The sequence below is a fragment of the Paenibacillus sp. KS-LC4 genome (genome assembly GCF_036894955.1).
Classification (GTDB): Bacteria; Bacillota; Bacilli; order Paenibacillales; family Paenibacillaceae; genus Pristimantibacillus.
Map to the genome: position 1 here is coordinate 444,584 of NZ_CP145905.1, position 20,500 is coordinate 465,083.

The 20,500-nt window shown below is 48.4% G+C and carries 20 protein-coding genes; 15 read left to right on the top strand and 5 right to left on the bottom strand.

The window, feature by feature from the left end:
- The first annotated feature begins 125 nt into the window (after positions 1-125).
- The gene (locus tag V5J77_RS01975) at positions 126-575 is read left to right on the top strand and encodes an SRPBCC domain-containing protein (protein ID WP_338554115.1); all 450 of its coding nucleotides are present in this window, start codon (positions 126-128) and stop codon (positions 573-575) included.
- A gap of 80 nt (positions 576-655) precedes the next feature.
- Here V5J77_RS01975 and V5J77_RS01980 read toward each other — a convergent pair whose 3' ends face one another.
- Entirely contained in the window at positions 656-2,023 is a 1,368-nt protein-coding gene (locus V5J77_RS01980) for an MFS transporter (protein WP_338554116.1), read from the bottom strand.
- 172 nt (positions 2,024-2,195) lie between these two features.
- Between V5J77_RS01980 and V5J77_RS01985 the strand changes: the two genes are divergently transcribed.
- The 6 genes from V5J77_RS01985 (at position 2,196) to nikE (ending at position 7,945) form a co-directional block, all read left to right on the top strand.
- Positions 2,196-2,666, top strand: coding sequence for a cytochrome c biogenesis protein CcdC (locus tag V5J77_RS01985; protein ID WP_338554117.1), 471 nt, complete (start codon positions 2,196-2,198; stop codon positions 2,664-2,666).
- Positions 2,667-2,828: 162 nt separating this feature from the next.
- Positions 2,829-4,469 (top strand): nickel ABC transporter substrate-binding protein, encoded by a 1,641-nt coding sequence (nikA, locus tag V5J77_RS01990; RefSeq protein WP_338554118.1) that lies wholly within the window; start codon positions 2,829-2,831, stop codon positions 4,467-4,469.
- A 25-nt stretch (positions 4,470-4,494) separates the two neighbouring features.
- A complete protein-coding gene (nikB, locus tag V5J77_RS01995) occupies positions 4,495-5,439 on the top strand; it encodes a nickel ABC transporter permease subunit NikB (protein WP_338554119.1) in 945 nt (314 codons plus the stop codon).
- Positions 5,436-6,269 carry a nickel ABC transporter permease subunit NikC gene (gene nikC / locus V5J77_RS02000; RefSeq protein ID WP_338554120.1) on the top strand — a complete coding sequence of 278 codons (834 nt, stop codon included), beginning with the start codon at positions 5,436-5,438 and terminating at the stop codon, positions 6,267-6,269. Before nikB ends, nikC begins: the two co-directional genes overlap by 4 nt.
- Before the next feature lie 17 nt (positions 6,270-6,286).
- On the top strand, positions 6,287-7,120 hold the full coding sequence (gene nikD, locus V5J77_RS02005; protein WP_338554121.1) for a nickel import ATP-binding protein NikD: 834 nt from the start codon (positions 6,287-6,289) through the stop codon (positions 7,118-7,120).
- 3 nt (positions 7,121-7,123) lie between these two features.
- Positions 7,124-7,945 (top strand): nickel import ATP-binding protein NikE, encoded by an 822-nt coding sequence (nikE, locus tag V5J77_RS02010; RefSeq protein ID WP_338554122.1) that lies wholly within the window; start codon positions 7,124-7,126, stop codon positions 7,943-7,945.
- 150 nt (positions 7,946-8,095) lie between these two features.
- Here the strand turns inward: nikE and V5J77_RS02015 are convergent, their stop codons facing one another.
- On the bottom strand, positions 8,096-8,752 hold the full coding sequence (locus tag V5J77_RS02015; protein ID WP_338554123.1) for a phosphatase PAP2 family protein: 657 nt from the start codon (positions 8,750-8,752) through the stop codon (positions 8,096-8,098).
- Between the two features lie 355 nt (positions 8,753-9,107).
- On the opposite strand from V5J77_RS02015, the gene V5J77_RS02020 reads away from it, so the two are divergent.
- The 3 genes from V5J77_RS02020 (at position 9,108) to V5J77_RS02030 (ending at position 11,067) form a co-directional block, all read left to right on the top strand.
- Positions 9,108-9,281: a hypothetical protein gene (locus V5J77_RS02020; RefSeq protein ID WP_338554124.1), complete on the top strand. Its 174-nt coding sequence runs from the start codon at positions 9,108-9,110 to the stop codon at positions 9,279-9,281.
- 234 nt (positions 9,282-9,515) lie between these two features.
- Complete coding sequence (locus V5J77_RS02025; protein WP_338554125.1) at positions 9,516-10,097, top strand: sigma-70 family RNA polymerase sigma factor; 582 nt, start codon at positions 9,516-9,518, stop codon at positions 10,095-10,097.
- Positions 10,087-11,067, top strand: coding sequence for a hypothetical protein (locus V5J77_RS02030; RefSeq protein WP_338554126.1), 981 nt, complete (start codon positions 10,087-10,089; stop codon positions 11,065-11,067). Before V5J77_RS02025 ends, V5J77_RS02030 begins: the two co-directional genes overlap by 11 nt.
- Before the next feature lie 104 nt (positions 11,068-11,171).
- Here V5J77_RS02030 and V5J77_RS02035 read toward each other — a convergent pair whose 3' ends face one another.
- A complete protein-coding gene (locus tag V5J77_RS02035; RefSeq protein WP_338554127.1) occupies positions 11,172-11,849 on the bottom strand; it encodes a cyclase family protein in 678 nt (225 codons plus the stop codon).
- A 367-nt stretch (positions 11,850-12,216) separates the two neighbouring features.
- Between V5J77_RS02035 and V5J77_RS02040 the strand changes: the two genes are divergently transcribed.
- From V5J77_RS02040 to V5J77_RS02055, 4 genes are all read left to right on the top strand, one after another.
- Entirely contained in the window at positions 12,217-12,417 is a 201-nt protein-coding gene (locus V5J77_RS02040) for a cold-shock protein (protein WP_046231731.1), read from the top strand.
- Positions 12,418-12,643: 226 nt separating this feature from the next.
- On the top strand, positions 12,644-13,810 hold the full coding sequence (locus tag V5J77_RS02045; protein ID WP_338554130.1) for a Gfo/Idh/MocA family oxidoreductase: 1,167 nt from the start codon (positions 12,644-12,646) through the stop codon (positions 13,808-13,810).
- A 135-nt stretch (positions 13,811-13,945) separates the two neighbouring features.
- Complete coding sequence (locus V5J77_RS02050) at positions 13,946-14,779, top strand: methyl-accepting chemotaxis protein (protein ID WP_338554131.1); 834 nt, start codon at positions 13,946-13,948, stop codon at positions 14,777-14,779.
- Positions 14,780-14,860: 81 nt separating this feature from the next.
- A complete protein-coding gene (locus tag V5J77_RS02055; protein ID WP_338554132.1) occupies positions 14,861-15,814 on the top strand; it encodes an aromatic acid exporter family protein in 954 nt (317 codons plus the stop codon).
- Positions 15,815-15,917: 103 nt separating this feature from the next.
- Here the strand turns inward: V5J77_RS02055 and V5J77_RS02060 are convergent, their stop codons facing one another.
- Positions 15,918-16,529, bottom strand: a complete 612-nt coding sequence (locus V5J77_RS02060; RefSeq protein WP_338554133.1) for a hypothetical protein — start codon at positions 16,527-16,529, stop codon at positions 15,918-15,920.
- Positions 16,530-16,818: 289 nt separating this feature from the next.
- Entirely contained in the window at positions 16,819-17,742 is a 924-nt protein-coding gene (locus V5J77_RS02065) for a hypothetical protein (RefSeq protein ID WP_338554134.1), read from the bottom strand.
- Between the two features lie 270 nt (positions 17,743-18,012).
- Between V5J77_RS02065 and V5J77_RS02070 the strand changes: the two genes are divergently transcribed.
- Positions 18,013-19,791: a vWA domain-containing protein gene (locus tag V5J77_RS02070; RefSeq protein WP_338554135.1), complete on the top strand. Its 1,779-nt coding sequence runs from the start codon at positions 18,013-18,015 to the stop codon at positions 19,789-19,791.
- Positions 19,792-20,500 lie beyond the last annotated feature (709 nt).

The window sequence follows — 20,500 nt, forward strand, 5'->3', positions numbered from 1 at the left end:
TGTCATTGTCGCGTTTTTACAATACATGCTCCTGCTTGAACATTATAATAATTTTAACACAGCCAAGCATACTAGCGAGATAAGGGGAATCGGCTTTTGCCATCCTTTAAAGAAGGAGTGTAGGTATGGATCTGAGATATGATTTTTATGTTAATGCCGAGCCGGAGGCTGTATGGAATGCGTTCATGAAGCCGGAAAACACGCGCAAAATCTTTTTTGGCAGCACGCTGCATTCGACGTTTGAGCCTGGCGCCCGTTATGAATACAGGGGGCCGAATGAAAAGGGCGAAGAGGTTGTCCATGTATACGGAACGGTGCTGGAATATAAGCCGAATGAGCTATTCAGCTGTACGGAGCATCCGGGGCCCTCTTATCGTGACAATCATGCGGAGCTGGAGACGCGTCTTACCCTGTCGCTCGAGAAGGTCGGCGGCTGCACGAGGCTGACGCTGGTGAATGATAAGTGGCCAGCCGACCACCCGTCGTATGAAAATACGAAGGCGAGCTGGTGGATGATTCTCAGCAATATTAAGACGCTGGCGGAGACGGGCAAGACGCTTGATTTTGGCTGGTAGGCGCACAAGCGCAACGGGATAGAGAACTAGAGTAGTGGGAGAACCAGAGCCGTAGGCGGCTTTGGTTCTTTATGTTTTCATTAGTCCGCTGCTGGCTCGCTTCCGAGCGGCTGCTGCCTTTTCTGCTGCTTATGCAAAAGCGGCCTGACCACATACCAGAAATAGAGGGCGCTAATAAGCATAACGATAGCGGTAATAAGAAAAGGGAGCTGGATATTGTTGTGCTCCAGCATTAATCCTGTCGCATAGGCAGCCGCCGCTCCGCCTATACTGCGAAACAGAGAGCGCAGACCAGCAAAGCTGTTGCGGTCCTCGTCCGGGAGCGACGACATTGTGTTGCTGTCAATCAGCGTATTAAGGAAGGCGAACAGCCCGCCTCGCAGCAGCAGAGCGCCAGCAAACAGGCTAACGGAGCTCGTTGCGGACAGCACCGCTGCACTTATAATAGTAAGTGCGAACAGCAGCATATACGTTTTCACCTCGCCGAGCCTCGACAAGATAGAGGGCACGAGCAAGGTGCCGATGAATAAGAAGGAATAATGGGCTGCGAGCAGCGACGATACCGCTTCATTTTCCCAATTGAGCTGGTACTTTACGATCACGTTCAGGAAGGGCATGGTTAAAGCGCCAGCGATGCCGGTTATGAAAATAAACCCGGACAGCAGCCAAACCTGCTTCGTTGGCCATATTGGAGCGAATAAGCGAATGAATTTACGCGAAGCGGATTTTCCCGCCACTGTCACTGCCGCCTGATTCACGCGACCGGCTCCCGTTTTCCTAGCCTTCGTTGCCGCTGTCGGCCGAACCTCTACGGGGTGGTGCGCCTCCTGCGTTTGCTGCTTCACCGCAGCGTGGAGGTCAGAAGGCAGCTTCCAGCCGCGAATGATCGCAAGCAGCAGCATGAATATTGCCGCCAGCCACAGCTGCGGCTTAAAGCTGTCTTCAGGCGTGCCGAGCCAGCGGGGCATATACCCGCCAAGCAGCGTACCGCCAATGTTAAAGAACATAAATACAGCAAAAAACAGGCTGTAAGCCTGCGTTTCCGATTCCCGTGACCGATTATATTGAAACAACAGCTGGGTTTCTGTTGCGACAATGAACACGATGCCGCAGGACAGCATAACCTGAGCGCAATAATATAGAAGCAAGTGATCGCTCACTGCAAACAGCGCAAAGCTGCCGGACATTAAGCTGATGCCAATGACCATAATGCGTTTTCGCCCCAGACGCCCTGCAAGCATGCTGGCAGGAATGCCGACGGCTCCCCCCATTAAGGTGCTTACTGATGTCAGGTGTCCGATTGCTTCTTCATTTACGCCGTTGGACAAAAAATATAAATTCAGCACAAGGCTAGACAGCCCCATCGTCATTCCAAAGCATATTTCGCTAAAAATCAGCCATTTTGCAGCAGGAGCAAGCTGTTTAATGGCCTTGCCATATCCAAACATAACGTTCCCCAATCTGAAGTTGTACCGTATTTTCGTTAAACGATTCTACTGCTTCCCATGTGACATTTTAATATCCATGAAGTATAACATGAGTGGTTAGGAGCGTATAGAAGTATAACCGATGAACGATTATAATATATTTATCCATTCTACTTAAGAAAGTGGTGTGAGCATGAACAGCTCTGTGTACGTAGTCATTATTTTAATCGCCGGACTGATTTTATGGAGGAGAATGCGCAGCTTCTATCGTCCGATTCGCGGCAGCGGCGTCCGATTGCTGCTTCCCGTGCTTTTCATGCTGCCAGGCATAATGCTTTTCTTTAATCCCCGCATTCATGCACCGCTGCTGGAATGGGTTATCGCTGTTGTGATTGGCTTAGCGCTGTCGATACCGCTCATCTGGACGACTAATTATGAGGTGCGCGAGGATCAGCAAATTTATGCGAAAAAGAATAGGGGCTTCATCGTCGCGTTTCTAGCGATTTTGGGCATTCGCCTGCTGCTGCGAAATTACGTTTCAATGCTTGAGCCGGAAACGTTCGCGGCCTTGTTTATGGTGATCGCCTTTTCCTATGTGATTCCGTGGCGCGTCATGTCTTATCTTAAATTCAGAAAGCTCGCCAGAGGACGGCTTGTCGCATAATCTTCTGATGTATACAAGTAATAAGCAAGGCAGTTGGACCTTTAGGAGGTCTGATTGTCTTTTTTCACTTTATTCACAAGGAAGCGCATTGACAGCTTATCTGCTTTTCTCTATTATTAGTGAGAATCATTATTACTGAGCTGAAATGGAGATAACGACAACATGATTAGAACAACCAAGAAAACGCTGCTATCTATTGCAGCTATGATTTTCCTTGTATCAACCGTGCTGATGGCATGTGCGAAGCAGGAAGCGTCTCCAAGCGCTAGCAATGGAACTGCTGACAACGCAGCAGTCGCAGCAGAGAAGGCCATTACGCTATCTTGGCCGCGCGATATTGGAACGATGAATCCTCATACCTATAACCCTTCACAGCTATTTGCCCAATCCATGATTTATGAGCCATTGGTCAGCTATAAGGCAGGAGGCAAGCTTGAGCCGATGCTGGCTGAATCATGGACCATTTCGGAGGATGGCAAGGAATATACGTTCAAGCTTCGTCAAAATGTAAAATTTTCCGACGGTACATCTTTTAATGCAGCAATCGTGAAGAAAAATTTTGATTCCGTTATGAAAAACTCGAATTTGCACAGCTGGCTTGGCGTTATCAACGTTTTGGACAAGACGGAGGCTATTGATGAATACACCTTCAAAATGACGCTAAAGCAAGCGTATTATCCAGCTATTCAGGATCTTGCGGTCGTTCGCCCCGTTCGTTTCTTGGGTGAAGCCGGTTTTCCTGATGATGGAGATACTTCTAAAGGAATTAAGAAGCCTGTTGGAACAGGACCGTGGTTGCTGGCTGAATATAAGAAGGACGAATATGCCGTATTTACGCGCAATCCGAATTACTGGGGCGAAAGTCCAAAAATTGATAAAATCACTGTCAAAATCATTCCTGATCCAGAAACACGCGTATTGGCATTTGAAAAAGGCGAGCTTGATTTGATTTATGGAGAAGGTGTCATCAGCATGGATGCCTTCCAGCAATTGAGAGAATCCGGCAAGTATACTACTCAATTGTCCGAGCCGGTCGCAACAAGAAGCCTGCTGCTGAATACAACCAATGACAAGCTGTCCGATTTGCGGGTGCGTCTGGCGCTTCAATCTGGCTTTAACAAGCAGGCGATGGTTGAAGGAATTACGCTCGGCCTAGAAGAGAAGGCGGATACGATTTTGTCCAAAAACTTCCCTTACACGGATATCGACGTACAGCCTGTCGCATACAATACGGATCAAGCGGCTGCTTATCTGGATGAAGCGGGCTGGAAGCTTCCTGCCGGCAAAGCGGTCCGCGAGAAGGATGGACAGGCATTAGAGCTGGAATTAATTTTTGATAAGACCGATCCGATTCAAAAAGCGATGGCTGAAACGATGCAAGCCGAATGGAGCGCGATTGGCGTTAAGCTGAATATAACGGGCCTTGAGCTCACGACGCAAATAGAGCGCCGGAAAGCGGGCAATTATGACCTTGATTTCTGGAGTAACTATGGAGCGCCTTATGATCCGCATTCCTTCATTAATGTTGTAGCAGAGAAAGGCTGGGGCGTTGCGGAAGCCAATGCCGGCTTGCCAATGAAGCAAGAGCTCGATCAGCAAATTCATGAGGTGCTTTCCTCAACGGATGAGACGAAGCGCCAGCAGCTTTACAGCTCGATTTTGCTGACTTTGCAGGAGCAATCGGCGATTGTGCCCATTTCCTATATTAAGAAAACAGTAGTATTCCAAAACAAGGTGACGGACTTTGCGTTCCCTGCGAACCGAGACGAAAATCCTTTTGAAGGAATAAACATCAGCCAGTAGCAAGCAGCCAGCAGGGAGGCAATCCATGATTAGCTATATCGGGAAGCGATTGCTCGCAATTGTTCCCATTATTCTTTTTGCCATTCTAATAACATTCGTGCTCATTCATGTTTCGCCTGTAGATCCAGCGGAAGCCTATTTAACTGCGGCCCACATTCATCCGACGGAGGAGCTGTTGGCTGAGAAGAGGCATGAATTCGGGCTGGATCAGCCGCTGCTTGTGCAATATTGGCATACGGTCGTCAAGATGGCACAGCTTGATTTTGGACTATCCTTTATGACCAATGAGCCGGTATGGGAGGATGTGGTGTCGAAAATGCCCGCGACGGTGCAGCTCGCCGTCAGCAGCATTTTGTTTGGGATGCTCGTCAGCATCCCGCTCGGCTTTTTATCGGCCATTTATAAAAACAGCGTGATTGATTATTTTAGTAGAGGGCTTTCCTATTTCGGAGCGTCCATCCCGCAGTTTTGGCTCGGTTATTTATTGATGTTCTTTTTCGCTGTTAAGCTGGATTTGCTTCCCGTAGAAGGCAAGGGCTCTTGGGACAATCTCGTGCTCCCGACGCTCACGCTGTCACTTGCTCTTATCGCTATTTATACCCGGCTGCTGCGTGCGAGTGTGCTGGAGCAATTGCAGGAATCGTATGTGATCTATGCGAAGACGCGTGGAATCAAACAGCGGATTATTATGCTCAAGCATGTGCTGAAAATAGCGATTTCGCCCGTCATTACCGGACTTGGCATGAACTTTGGCAAATTGCTGACCGGGACGATTATCGTGGAGCAGGTCTTTTCCTGGCCGGGATTTGGACGTTATTTTGTCGATGCGATTTTCAATCGGGATATTCCGGTCATTCAGTGCTATGTGTTCCTAGCGGCTTGCTTGTTCATTATTTGCAACCTAATCGTTGATTTGATACAGCTTTATATGGATCCTCGAATTTCTCTGAAAGGAAGAACCGACCAGTGATTGCGAGACTACGCACCTTCCTGAGGGGACAGAAAGCGATTGCCATCTGCACAGCCATTTTACTCGTTTTCGCAATGGTGACCCTTTTAGCTCCATGGATTTCGCCACATGATCCTATTAAAGTCAATTTGGCGCTTAAGCTGCAGCCGCCCTCGGCACAATATTGGCTCGGTACCGACCATTTAGGACGCGACACTTTTTCGCGTCTGCTGCATGGCGCCCGGATTTCGCTTGGCCTCGCTTTCCTGATTTTCATTGCCTCTCTTGGGATTGGCTTAGTGATAGGAACCATCGCAGGGTACAGAGGGGGCTGGCTGGATGCTTGGCTCATGCGCTTTTGCGAAGCGGTCATGACGATTCCGAATCTCGTGCTCGTGCTAGGTATGGTCGGCATTTTTGGACCGGGGCTGCTGCAGGTTGTGCTCGCATTAATGCTGGTACAGTGGGTATATTACGCCCGCATGTTCCGCGGAATGGTTATCAGCTTGAAAGAACGCCAGTTTATTACTGCCGCTCGCATTAGCGGCTCCTCCGAGTGGAAGATTATTAGGAGGCATATTATTCCGAACGTGCTGCCGCCGATTTTGGTCATGGGAACGCTCGAAATGGGCTGGGCGATTATGGATATATCTGCCCTATCATTTCTAGGCCTAGGCATTCAGCCGCCGACACCGGAATGGGGAGCAATGATTCATGAAGGCAAAGCCTTTATTCGCAGTCATCCGGAATTGATGTTATATCCGGGCTTAATGATTTTGTTCGTAGTCATTACATTCAACGTATTAGGCGAGGCGTTGTCGGAGCGGTTTGGGGTAAAACGACGGATGTGAATAGAGGAATGAGACCCATGGTGGAAAAATCTCGCAAGGTACTTCAGGTAAGCGGCTTGCGTGTGAAAGTAAAGTCGGAGCAAGGAATGCTGTCTCTGATCGAGGATATTCATTTTAATATTGAGCGCGGCCAGGTGCTAGGCCTTGTTGGAGAGAGCGGCAGCGGCAAGTCGGTAACCTGCAACTCCCTGCTGCAGCTAATGGACCCGAAGCATACGACCGTCGAAGGCAGCATTCAATTGAATGGACGTGAGCTGAATGGTCTGAAGGCGGAGGAAATGCGGCGAATACGCGGCAAAGAAATATCCTTCATTATGCAAAATCCGATGAATGCTTTTACGCCGGTGTATACGATCGGCGTTCCTTTCATTGAAACGATTCGCACGCATACCGCCCTTACGAAAAAACAAGCTGCGGAGCTGGCCATCACCGCGATGGAGGCGATGAATCTGCCTGATCCTGCGAAGCTGTTGAATTTGTACCCGTTCCAGCTTAGCGGCGGCATGCTGCAAAGGGTCATGATAGCCATATGCATGGTTCTGCGTCCTGCGCTCGTCATTGCCGATGAACCGACTACAGCGCTTGATGTCGTGAATCAATTGCAGGTGCTGAGGGAGCTGGATCGTCTCCGTGTGGAGCATGGCACCTCGATTCTGCTTATTTCTCATGATTTAGGCGTCATTTCGGAATTGGCAGACGAGGTTGCCGTGATGCAGCATGGGCGAATCGTAGAGAAGGCGGACGTGTTTCAATTGTTTGACCATCCGCAGCATCCGTATACGCAAAGGCTGCTGAATGCGCGGCCGAAGCTGCCTGACCATTTGAGCGGGTATTTTGAAAATAGGGGGTAACGTATGCTGCTACAGGTAAAGGAAGTCACCCATACGTATGGAGAAACGAGGCTGCTATGGCGTTCTTCCAAGCGTACCCCTGTACTATCGAACGTTTCTCTAGCTCTGGAGGAAGGCGAGTGCCTCGGTCTGCTCGGAACGAGCGGTGCGGGAAAAAGCACATTAGGCAAAGTGATTCTCGGCTTGGAAAAGCCGCAGGCAGGACAGATTCTTTTTCAGGGACATGATCTTTATCAAGCGGATAAAGCAGCTCGCCGAGCATTGCGCCGGGATTTGCAGGTCGTGTTTCAGGATTGTTATTCATCCGTTAATCCGCGCGCGACAGCTGAGCAGATCATTGGCGAGCCATTGGAAAACTATGAGCGCCTGTCCCTACAGGAGCAAAAACGAACGATTGGCGGACTGCTCGAACGGGTCGGCTTGAAGCCGGAGGATATGCGGAAATACCCCAATCAATTTAGCGGAGGCCAATTGCAGCGTATTAATATTGCGAGAGCGATTGCCTTGAAGCCAAAGCTGATTGTGCTGGATGAATCGGTCAGCAGCCTCGATATGGTCAATCAAACGCATATTTTGAGCTTATTAAGCGAGCTGCGGGCGGATTTTGGGCTTTCGTATATGTTTATAACACATGATATTAAAGCAGCCTACTCCATATCGGATAAGCTTGCAGTAATGGAGCATGGGCAAGTCGTTGAGATGTGCGAAGATAAAGATCAAATTTTTGCATCCCCTCACAGGGCCGTGAAAAAATTGCTTGCTGCGATGCTGCCTGAGCATCCTCGCTATCGTTCACGTTCGTTGAGCGGCCGCGCAGAGGCTTAATCGCAAACGAAGAAGATCGTAAGAAAAGAAGACTCCAGTCCCACTTGTAAAGTGGATTTGGAGTCTTCTTTGTTTGCATGATTATTGACGGATTCCGCTAAGCTCGAATGCGGCAAGTCGATTCGCGGCGGCAGCGAGTACGCGGCCTTGTCACATCGCCTTGCTCCCTACGTATTGCTTCTTGCGCACATAGAAGCGGTTAGCCGCCATGCGAACGAGCTGATACGTGACCTCAGCGACGAGTATGCCGCCAACAACATCAAGCAGGGAATGCTGCTTAATGAATACGGTAGAGGCGATGATCAACCACAGGAGGACGCTCCAGGCGATACGGGAAACAATGCCCAGCTTCAGGTCCCGGTTGATCGTAATGAACAGCAAATAGCTGGTGAGGCAATGCACGCTTGGGAAGCAATTAAGCGGCGCATCATTGTTATAAATAAACTGTACCAGCGTCAGCGCCAAATTACTTGGTTCAATGTCCGGGCGCGGCACATACGTAGCAAACAATAGAAAAATCACATTGCAGCCCATAACAGCAATATTGTAGGCAGCTAGGACGCGCCAATAGATTTTGCGGTCAACAATGGCAAAGTAGATAAATGCCAAATACATAACAGGCATCCAACTCATATAAGGAAAGACAAACCAGGAGAGGAAAGGAATCTTTAAGTCAATCCAATAATAGTTGTAATGGACGGATTCAATGGAACCTACGTTTCTCCCAATCCATAAGTAAATCAAGCCTTGTATATAAATAGTTGAAACACCTAATACATGCCACCATCGTAAAAAAAACGACTTCATCACGGCCTCCTTAAGCGACGCACTTGCAATTTTCAATCATTTCTCTGCCTTAACTATAGACAATTTAGCTTCCTATTTCAAATGTTATGCGATTTCCCTGATTTCTCCTGCAACGTAATCGCGCTTTCGTGGGCAGGGCATATAGGCAGTGTGAGCCGGATTGGTACGTTATCGGGAGAATATGGCAGGATGTTTCTGAATGCCTCCCATGAGCTTATGAGATAGTGGCTAAGCGTATATTATCGGACCTGAGGCAGTCTGACCGAATTTTATACCTCCTCCAAAGTCCGCTATACTTAAAGAAACCCGATCGCTTGGGTAATTCTTATATTTGAACAAAATGGAGGTTACTCACTTGACTTACAAGAAAATGCTGGGACGCCGAAACGAAATTCTAAAACGACACCTGAACTCATTCATTCTTAAAAATAACCGGGAAGGCTTGAACGGCCAAGAGCATAACTTTTACCAAAGCATGCTCAAGGAGCTGTATCAAGGCGAATCACAGCTCAATTCGATGAAAAGCTAACGCTTAGTAAATACAAATATGCATGCATCAAAAGATATGCGGAAAAATCCAATATGGTTCCTGTAGGCTGCTGGGAAATACCCAGCGGTCTTTATTTTGTCGTTTTTGTAGATGCCAACGCTTTACCTTGCTTAAAGGTTTATGATGGCTATAGGCATTTGTAAAATTAGAGAAAACGAACCATTTGCCCATAAGGAGCCAATATAGAGTGAATACCCGTTAGGAGGCGCCCCTATGAAGGATCAAGACATTCATCCGTGGTTAACGCGGATGATCCAGGGTGATTCGGAAGCATTTCGCTATGTGTATGAAGCAACAAGTGATCATGTATACCGAACGCTGTATGTATTGTTGAATAATCGGGAGGATGCAGACGATGTGATGAATGAGGTGTACATGCAGCTTTTTAAAAGCTTGCCAAGCTATCAAACGACACAGCCGTTCCGTCCTTGGCTCAATGGCCTGATAATGAGACAGGCGAGCAATTGGCGGCGCAAGCAGTGGCGAAAAGGGAGGCTGCTAGAGCGTTTGAAGCTGTTCCATCGGAGCGGGCATGACCAAGCTGTAGCAGATGAGCCCTATCAAGCGGAAGAACAGCGGAAGGAGATGATGGATCTCATTAATGGGCTTTCCTATAAGCTGCGTGAAGTCATTGTGCTGAAGTATTATCAGCATTGCACACTGGAGGAAATAGCGGAAGCGCTGCAGCTGCCGCTCGGGACGGTCAAATCACGACAGCATGCTGCGCTGCGCAAGCTTCGTCAGCTGTCGGAGCAGCAGGGAATAGGGAAGGAGACGATTTTTCATGCCGATTGAGAAACGAATTACAGAAGCTTTGGAGGCGCGGGCCATGGAGGCAAAACGCTCACCGGAGCTTGATAACCGTATTGGCGCATGGTTTGCAGAGCAAGCAAGCATGAACAAAGGGGGGGCAAGGATGAAAAAAGGGAGAAGCAAAGCGGCTATTCTCGCCATGGTTGCTCTAATAGCCATCGTGGTAACCGGATTCTCGGCAAAATACTTTTTCTCCATTGGCGACGACCGCATACTATTGAATTACGCGACAATGGATCAGGCTCGTTATGAGCCAGAGCTGGCAGCGGAGGCAAGATCGCAGGTCGAGGAGGTTCGGCGGCAGCTTGCAGTAGGTGAATCTGCCTTGGTATATTCCAAGGCGTTAAATGAGCTTTTGCCCAACGCTGTGAATCTTCAGCTGCCAACAGGCGTATCCAATCCATTTTTGTATACCGACCTGAAGGAATGGCAGCTGGAATTGCAGCAACAGGTTCCCGGTTACCGGACATTCGATGCCGAGGCGCTTGGGCTTGCTTTTATTAATGGGAAGTCGGAGCGGGCCTTTGGAGAAGTGATAACGCCTGACCAGGATGAAGCCGTGAGCCAGCTGCGCGAGGAGTTGAAGGAAACAGATCGTGCGTATGTTTGGAAGAAGCTTGTCGACACTGGCGCTAATAAGCGTTTTCCGGCTTATACGTCTACTTACCAAAATGCACAGGGTCAAATATTTACGATCATGATGGAGGTAATGAAAGAGAAGGTCGTCATGAAAAGCCTTATTCAGGGGAAGGACATGGAGGAGGTAAACTTGAATGGCAAGCAGGCTTTGTACGGGGAAAGCCATTCGATCTGGTTTAGTCCGACAGATGAAAATCGCAGCTTGATCTTTGTGGATACACAGCAGGATTCATCAATTATTTATACGATCAGCAGCTTTGCAGTGGATGTGACAAAGGAACAGCTAATCGCCATTGGAGAGCAAATGAAGTAATGAGCTGAGGAAAAATCATTGACGGGAGAGTACGTCATAGTCGAGCATAAACACAGTAAAGACTGCTCGGCTATGGCGTTCCTTTTATAGAAAGCTTAAAATGCTTAATATCGCTTCTCCGCGAAAACCGTAGCGAGGCTGCTGTCGACCCCTTCAATATATAAAGGAACCGCGTAGACCATGCCTATATTGGTTAAGTTATGGTCTAAATTCATATCCTCAATTAGCAGGATGAATCGGCCATCCACCCGGTCCTTCCCAAGCATGGTTTGATGGAAGGCGATGCCTTCATCCATATGCAGCGGCGATGCAGAAGAAATAAAATCCATGCCTACAGCCCGCAAGGAATCAAACACCATTAAATAATTAGCGGCAGATGCAGAAAAGCCGGGGTTCTGATTGCCATAGCGAACAGGGTCCGACTCGCGAATTTCACCGAAGCCTGTGCGAATGAGCAGTAAATCTGATCCGGCGATTGCGTTGGCGAAAGGCTCTAGGTCTGCTTTAGTGATTAGTTCATTATCAGTTTTGGGAATATCGAGTACGGTCACATGGGTGAAGACGAAATAATCAATGGGAAGTTCGCTTAATTTTTTGCCTTGCGGATTAAAGTGCCAAGGGCCGTCGATGTGGGTGCCGCTATGATTGATGATCGTTATAATAAACTGATTAAATAAATCCCCTTTTTCGATGCTGAATTGCTGCTGGATTTGGACTGGTGGATTGCCTTTGTATACGGGAGTATTTACACTTAGCGGATAAGACAGGAGCAATCGCTTCATTTGGTAACCATCCCCCTGCTTTTATTTTAAAGTATGACTTGCGCGCGCTTGTCATTCTTTCGTTCAAGCAAGCAGCACGCGGCTCACTGATACAGCATGGTACTATCTTATGATGCAGCGGCATGTTCATGCTTAATGAACTCGAAAAATAACGAATAAATCCGCTGTTTCCGCGCTTTTTTTAATCGCTTACATTTACGCTGGTGTTTTATAAACAGATGTGTTATGATAAGGGTAATAAAAATTAGACCTGAATTCACATATGATAGAAGGTTATGGTTTTTGAGGTTATAGCCTGCTACCATATGTGATTTCTTATTTTTAACGAAATAAAGGGGTCATGTTTTATAAAGAAGGAGGTGCTCTTATGCAAACAGGAACAGTTAAATGGTTTAACGCTGAAAAAGGCTTTGGTTTCATCGAAGTTGAAGGCGGAAACGATGTATTCGTACATTTCAGTGCAATCACTGGCGACGGATTCAAAACTTTGGACGAAGGTCAACAAGTTGAATTCAACGTGGTTCAAGGTAACCGTGGACCGCAAGCCGAGAACGTTGTAAAGCTGTAGGCTTTAAAACGGACTAAATTCCCGCAAGGGATCAAAGACAGCTGTTCGGGATTTTTCCCGGCAGCTGTTTTTTTGCCTTGGTAATAATCAGCGCAAACGCCTCATTGCATGTGCGTTGACGAAAGGCAGGGCTAGCGCTACACTGTAAGGGAATCATGTTTAGAATGATGAAAGCGCTTACCGAAATGAGAGTCTCTTCCAATAGACTAACGGGCTGGTGAAGAAAGTGGAAAAAATAAAAGTAGGCGTAATTGGAGCGGGCTTTATCGGTCCCGCGCATATAGAGGCCTGCCGAAGGCTAGGCTTTGTAGAAGTGGTGGCGGTGTCCGGCTCGGATCAAAGCTCGACTGACAAAAAGGCAAAGGAGCTGGGTGTGCCGCTCGCTTATGGCGATTACCGGGACATGCTGAAAAATCCCGATATTCAGGCCATTCATAACTGCACGCCGAACCATTTGCATTATCAAATAACGAAGGAAGCTATTGAAGCGGGCAAGCATGTGCTTTCAGAAAAGCCGCTGGCGATTTCTAGTAGGGAATCAGCAGAGCTGCTGCGGCTTGCGAAGGAGAAAGGCATTGTCCACGGCATTAACTTCAATTATCGCCAGTTTCCGATTATTCAGCAGCTTGCATCTATGGTGAGGGATGGCGATTTAGGCAAGGTTAATTTGGTTCACGGCAGCTATTTGCAGGACTGGCTGCTGTACGAAACGGATTATAACTGGCGGATGTCGTCGGATATCGGCGGCAGATCCAGAGCGATAGCAGATATAGGCTCGCATTGGTGCGATTTGATCAAATATGTAACGGGCAAAAAGATTGACGCGGTATTTGCGGATTTCTCCACCGTGCATCCCGTACGGAAGAAGCCGAAGCAGGCTTCCGAAACGTATCAGAAGCATGGAAACAATGTAGAATATGAGAATGTAGCGATTGATACGGAAGACTATGCGACCGTCTTGCTCCGTTTTACGGATGGAACGAAGGGCGCCTTCTCCGTATCGCAAGTGAGCGCGGGGCGTAAAAACCGTCTTAGCTTCGAGCTGAATGGCACAGAGAAATCAACCTTCTGGAACCAGGAGGAAGCGGAAAAGCTGTGGATTGGCTATCGGGACAAAGCTAATGAAGTGCTGATGGCTGATCCGGCGCTTTTTGCAGCAGATGCACGTTCCTCCATTCATCATCCGGGAGGCCATAATGAAGGCTGGCCGGATGCGGTCAAGAACATGATGCAGCATTTCTATGCGTATATTCGCGACGGCAAGCACCTGAGCGGCGAAGAGCCGCCTTTTGCAACGTTTTTGGACGGGCATATTTCGATGAGCACGACGGATGCGATTTTGCAAAGTCATGAGACGGAGAAGTGGGTTAAGGTTGAGATTTTGGAAGTATAGCGGCAATAGAGACATGGGCTTCTTCTTAGGGAGCGCCATGTCTTTTTTGTTAGTATTATTAAGGAACACTCTATAAAATTAACCCTGCTGTCGATATTATAGTATAACGCTTTTAATAAAGGGGAAATGGAAATTATGACTACCGTTCAAGCTCTGATTGAAGCGATGCCTTTCATTCGACAAATGATTCGTGAAGATGTTTCGCTATCCATCATTGATGAGAAATCCTATGTTTACTATGATACAGAGGACCTGTTCAAGCTCGGATTTAAATCCGGCGACCCTTTGCTGGAGGCTAATCAGAACTATAAGGATTTGAAGAATGGCAACGAGAGGACGGTAGCTCATATTCCGAAGGAAATAGCTGGTATTCCGCTGGATTGCTTATTTCTGCCTATAAAAAATGAACAAGGCGAAATGCAAGCTTGCCTGTGCGTCGCCTACAAAATGGATAATCAAGAGCTGCTGAAGCAGCTCATGGATAAGACGGAGCTTTTTAATGGAAAATTGCTTGATGGTGTCCAGCATCTGGCTGCCCATTCGGAGCAGTTGAACTCCACATCCGAGGAAATTTTAATTAATACGAAGGAAGCGGTCGACAAGTCACGCGATGTCAATAAAGTGGCAGGCTTTATCCGCGAAATTTCAGAGCAAACCAATCTGCTTGGGCTCAATGCAGCAATTGAAGCAGCACGTGTAGGTGAAGCGGGAGCAGGCTTTGGCGTGGTAGCGTCGGAAATTCGCAAGCTGTCCGTGGATACGAAGGGGGCGACCACGCGAATTGAGCAGTCGCTCAAGCTGGTGCAGGAGTCAATCAAGCTGATGGAAACGGAAATTGCTGAAATCACATCCTCCTCCCAAGAGCAAGCAAGGCTGGTCAGCGATCTCATGGAGGTTATTGAACAGATCAACGAAACGGGGCTGGAAATGCACGGCTTTATTAAAAAAGTCATCTCGTATCAGCAATAAACCGATAGCAAAGGGCGATTTTACTCCATTTGCGCATGTATGCTATGATTCGAGCATACCCTACAACTGGAATGAAATCAGGTGAAAGTTATTAAAATCGGTTTTCGGACGATTAAGACGGCAGTTGGCGTCAGCCTGTCGATCTTAATCGCCCATTATTTGCAGCTTGAAAACTTTACGGCAGCGGGCATTTTGACGCTTCTTTGTATTCAGCGCTCTCGCCGTCAGTCGAATCAAGCAGCCATCAGCCGCTTTCTTGCTTGTATGACGGGCATGCTTTTCTCGATGCTCATGTTTCAATTGCTCGGCTACCATGCGTATGCTTTTTTGGTCGTGCTGCTGTTGTTCATTCCGTTTTGCGTGAAGCTGCGCATACATGAAGGCATAGCAAGCAGCGCGGTTATTATGATGCATGTATTTGTCCATGGCAAGGTCGAGGTATCTTTTCTGTTCAATGAGCTGTTCGTCGTCGTGATTGGCCTTGGCGTTGCGCTGCTGGTTAACAGCTACATGCCGAGTATTGATAAGGAAATGACCCGCTACAAGCAGGAGACGGAGCGTTATATTGCCGTCATTCTCAAGGAATATGCTTGTTATTTGAAGAAGGGGTATACGCTGTGGGATGGAAATGAGCTGCTGCAGCTGGAAACGGTGCTGCGGAAGGCGAGCCAAATTGCCCAACTGGATGCGGAAAATTACCGATCACTCAAGAAAGGGCCGAGCTATCGTCAATATTTTGAGCAAAAGCGCAAGCAATATGATTTGCTGGAGCGTCTGCTGCCGCTGGTCTCGCAAATTACTTCGCAGTTGGAGCAGGGTGAACGGATTGGCGAATGTATGGAGCAGCTCGGCGCTTATGTTGGCGAGGCAGAGTCTTCACGAGAAGACCGTTACGATTATTTTTATGAAATGCTGCGCGGCGTGCGCGAATATCATAAGCTGCTGCCTTTGCCGCAGACGAGGGATGAATTTGAAAACCGCGCCAGCCTGTTTGCGGTAGCTAATGAGCTGGAGCGGTTTGTCAATACACTTTAGCCCTCCGAAGCGGCAAGCAAAACAATAAAGCCAAGCTATTCTCTTCCTGTACTCTGGGAGAGGGTGGCTTGGCTTTTTTATAACGGGCTGACAGGAGCCGCTTTCAGAAGAAGGAGAAGGGCAGCCGGAAGAGATTTTTTTTCTTATTCTGCTTGCGCTCCATGCTCGCTGCAGCATTTTGCAGAGCAACAAGCGAGGAAAGCTGCCTATTGCGCTCCTGCATGCTCGATAGGGAAGCCGCCAATTGATTAAGCGTTTGACGAATTTCCTCCAGCTCCTCGCGGTGATGAAGCAGCTGAACGCCAATGACCTCGTCTGCTTTGCGCGCTAACGTTCCTTCTATGCGCTCCAGGCGTTCTGCCAGCTCTTCCTGCGGATTTTTGAGATCACAGGCGGAATCGAGTCTGTTCTCCGCAGCCTCCAGGCCGAAAGCGGGAAATTGAGCGGAAGCATCAGCGGCACTGGCAGCCACTTGCTGAAGCCCGGTGACATCGACCGTTTGAATGAGCGCAGGCAAGGTCATCTCATGAAGCAGCTCACCCGCCTCAAGCTTCGTCTTTACGCTTTGCAGCTTCTCTAAAGCAGGCTCATCAAAAATATAATGACCGAACATATCCTTGCTAAAGGAGGCGGGAAATAGGGCAACCCAGCGTCTGATCGTCGTTTCGCTCACAGCGAGCTGTCTGGCAGCATCTTTCGTTTTTAACAGATTCATTAGCGAGCACCTCGTTTCATTCGTCTTTGCTGTTAAGTATTCGTGGTGGATGAGGTACTCCCTGCTAGGGTGACAAAGGTAGTGTCGAATCGCTAAAACTAGTGTGAAACTGCCGAAAAATGCAACTGCCGCGCGAGCTTACGCGCTTTCTCCCGTAATTGGGAAATCCCTTTGTGAATATGGCGTCCAAACGTACGAGGGTTGCTTTTTTTCGACAGCAAAAGCCGGGTTTGCGCTATTCTTTTTACCTAAAAATAGGTAGTATAGAGAAAAGGAAGTTTTTCCAGCTTTACTGAGTGTCCCATTTGTATTTTTCATTATAGATTTCGGAAACCTCCGCGCCAAGCGCTCCCCAATTATGCTGCGGGTTATTGCGAATGACATTGTAGAGCCGCAGAAAGCGGTCCTTCGGCAGCTTGCGTGCATAGCGCATAACCAGATGCGGGTATAAAATGACGTAGCGCTTCAAGCGAACGGCTGCACCGGCAATGCCGACGAGAATAGGCTCCCCGCCCTTCATTCGCAAAATTTGCGCTTCATGAATGAGGGCGTAGCGGAACGCTTTCTCCTTCAGCAAGCCTCGATTCAGCTTGGCAAGCTCGCCCATATATTGGACAAGGTCCGGATTGAAGTGGTCGAGCAGCAGCGGCTCCAGCATCAGGTCCATATCTTTGCGCAGTACAAATGATTGCAGCAGCAAAATTTGCTCTACCTTAATTTGGTCCGTGCGAACGAGCGTGCCGATCTCGCGCAGCATCTCATATGCTCGCTGCTTCTCGCCGTTATGAAATACCGCGATTGCGGCTTCGCGGTCGAGCCGCAGCCCGTCCACCAGCTTAAACGACTCTCTTTGCAGCAGCTTCCCTAATTGGAAGCTAATCCGCTCGGCACGCGTGCTTCGGCGCATCATCCATAACAGGGCGAGAGACGTTACGCCGCCAGCGGCGCAAAGACTTGTCTGCAAAGTTGACTCCGAAAAGAATATTCCAGCGGCAACAAGGGCAAGGATGAGAATAGTTTCCTTAACGATGCTGCTTCGTTGCAGCGACAGCGCCTTTTTCTCCAGTTTAATGAGGGAGGATTTCCCACAGGAGGGGCAGGTTTTGTAGCCAAGTATAGTGAAGCGGCCGCAGCTGCGGCAAATTTTAAGCTTTTCATAAGCTTGTCGTGTTTTAATGTAGGGATTCAGCTGAACGGGTATTTTTTTCATCATGAGTTCCCCCGGTCGTTGCTCTTAAAGATAGCTAAGGCAAGCTGATCAAGCTGCTCTGGCGTGGGTGCTTTCTTATGCTGATTATAGTAGTGGACACCCCGGAGTAAGACGAAAAGAAACAATATTCCCAGACATACGTATGTAACCATAAGCGCGAGTCCTCTCTTATGCTTGAAGTGATTTAAGCCATTCTATCAGGTATACTGACAGTATATCATTATTGAGACAACAAGGACCAATATGCTTAATTTGTGGAGAAGGAGCCAGAAGATGATTCAAATATATCGTTACCTCACCCTGTTATTACTTATAACGTTACTTCCACTAGCCGGATTTGCTCCCGCTCCAGCACATGCAGCTGCGCAGAGCTCGCAAATCGACGCCGTTCTGGTACTGGATGTCAGCCAGTCCATGAGCACAAGTGATCCGGCCGGCATCGGCAATGAGGCGATGAAGATGTTCATCGACATGCTGTCCGAAAAGGGCGATCAGGTGGGCATCGTATCCTATACCGATCAAATCCAGCGGGAGAAGGCGCTGCTCGAAATTAGCTCGGCTGCGGATAAGACGAACCTCAAGCAGTTCATCGACCAGCTCAAAAGAGGGGCCTATACCGACATCGCTGTCGGCGTGAAAGAGGCAGTGCAAATATTGAATGACGGTGCCGACCCCGATCATGAGCCTTTGATCATCGTGCTGGCGGACGGAAACAATGATTTTAATTCGAAGTCGGGACGCACGCAGGCCGATTCGGATGCCGATATGGCCGAGGCGCTCAAGGAAGCGACCAGCAAGGGCTATCCCGTCTATACCATTGGACTGAATGCGGATGGCAAGCTGAATAAAGCGGCACTGGAAAGCGTGTCCCAACAAACGGGCGGGAAATCGTTTTCCACAAATACAGCGGCTGATCTGCCGCAAATTCTAAGTGAAATTTTCGCCAGCCACTCACAGCTGAATGTCGTGCCTGTCGATTCTTTTACAGCGGATGGCAATTATCAGGATGTCAAAATCACGGTACCAAACAGCAACGTGCTTGAGGCGAATATATCTATTACATCCTCCAAGCAGGTTGAGGCAAGGCTCATTGATCCGGCGGGCAATAAAATAGCCATTCCAAGCGATCAGGTGCTGCTCTCCACTTCCAAAACGTATTCCTTAATGAAGCTGCTAAAGCCGGAGGAGGGCGATTGGACGCTTCAAGTGAAGGGGGCGGATCGCGACAAAATCGACATCAATCTTATTTTCAACTATGATCTGGCGCTGGAGATGGATAAGCTGCAAAGCTCGTCATACAGCAAGGGAGACAGCATTCCTATTAACGCTTATCTGGTAAGCGGCGGGAGCAAGTTAAGTGATCAAGAGCAATATCGCAACATGAAGGCGGTTCTGTACGTCAATGATTTGGATAGCGGCACGACAGAGGAAGTTCAGCTGAGCAATGCGGGTGATCATTTTGAAGGCACCTACAAGGTGGCAGATAAGCATGATTATGAGCTGAAGGTTCGTGCGGAGGAGGCAAGCTTCTACCGTGAAACTGCCGCCGTAAAAATTAGTGCCAAAGGCGGCGCTTCGGCGAGCACAGGCACGGGGACTGCTGCGGAAAGCGAGAAGCCATTCCCGCTCATTCCCGTCATTATCGGAGCGCTTGTTCTAATAGCGCTGCTGGTCGCTGCATATTTCATTATGCGTTACTTGAAGCAAGCGCGGCGCGGCTTTGTCGGTCAGATCATCATAGAGATTCGCGATGAGAATACGGGCGACAAAACGTTCCCGCAATATAAAAAGCTGAATGCCTTCCGCGGCAAATTCTCGCTGCATCAGCTGCTGCAGCTGGCGCCGGAGCTGAAGGAAACGGAGAAGCTCATTTTCGTACCGGGCAACGGCGACCGCCTTGTTCTTCGTAATGGCTCGCCGTGTACGGTGGAGAAATCCGGTCGTGCGGTTGATGCCAGCGGCAGCGGCGGCCTTGAGGTCAAGAGCGGGGAGCGGTTGACCATTCCTTTGCAGCAGATCGATAAAACGATTTTTATCGAATATATAGTGTGATGGTTTTAGGGTTCGTAAAACCGCTGGGGATGGTGAAGGGTGGAGCTGCGCGGCGTGAAAGGTTTGGCCTACGATCGTCATTGCCCTTGGAATTGTTGAATAAACCGCCGAGCGGTACAATTCCAAGGACAAAAACGAACGCTCCGCTTCTCCAGCTCAAACCTTTCACTTCGCTGCGCTCCCCCTTTCACCGCCATGGTTTTAAAGAACATTAAAACCGTGGGGGTTCTAGCGGGGGAGATCACCCCGTGAACCTAACAGATGTAAAGACAAAAGATAAAAGCAGAAAACACAAAGCACAAAGATGAAAGCAGAAAGATGAAAGCAGAAAGCACAAGGCAGAAAGCAGAAAGATGAAAGCAGAAAACACAAAGCAGAAAGCAGAAAGCACAAAGATGAAAGCAGAAAGATGAAAGATAAAAGATGGAGTGCAAAAATTAGGGAGTGTGAGCAATCTGGAGTCGGCTTGCTGAGATTATAGCCGAGATCGTGTCGCTCAGGACACTTACTCCTTTTTTGAAGGACTGAGATTCCGCTATTTTGGTTTTTAAGGCGATTTCAAGGGGCAAGCGGACTGGAAAGCCGTTATCCTACCCATTATTCCGTCAAAATAGCCATTTTCAGCGCATTAACGGCTCCTGAGTCCGCTGCTTATGACTAACCCATCATTTAGTTGATATAGCGTCTCCTGTGTCCGCCAAGTCTTTCT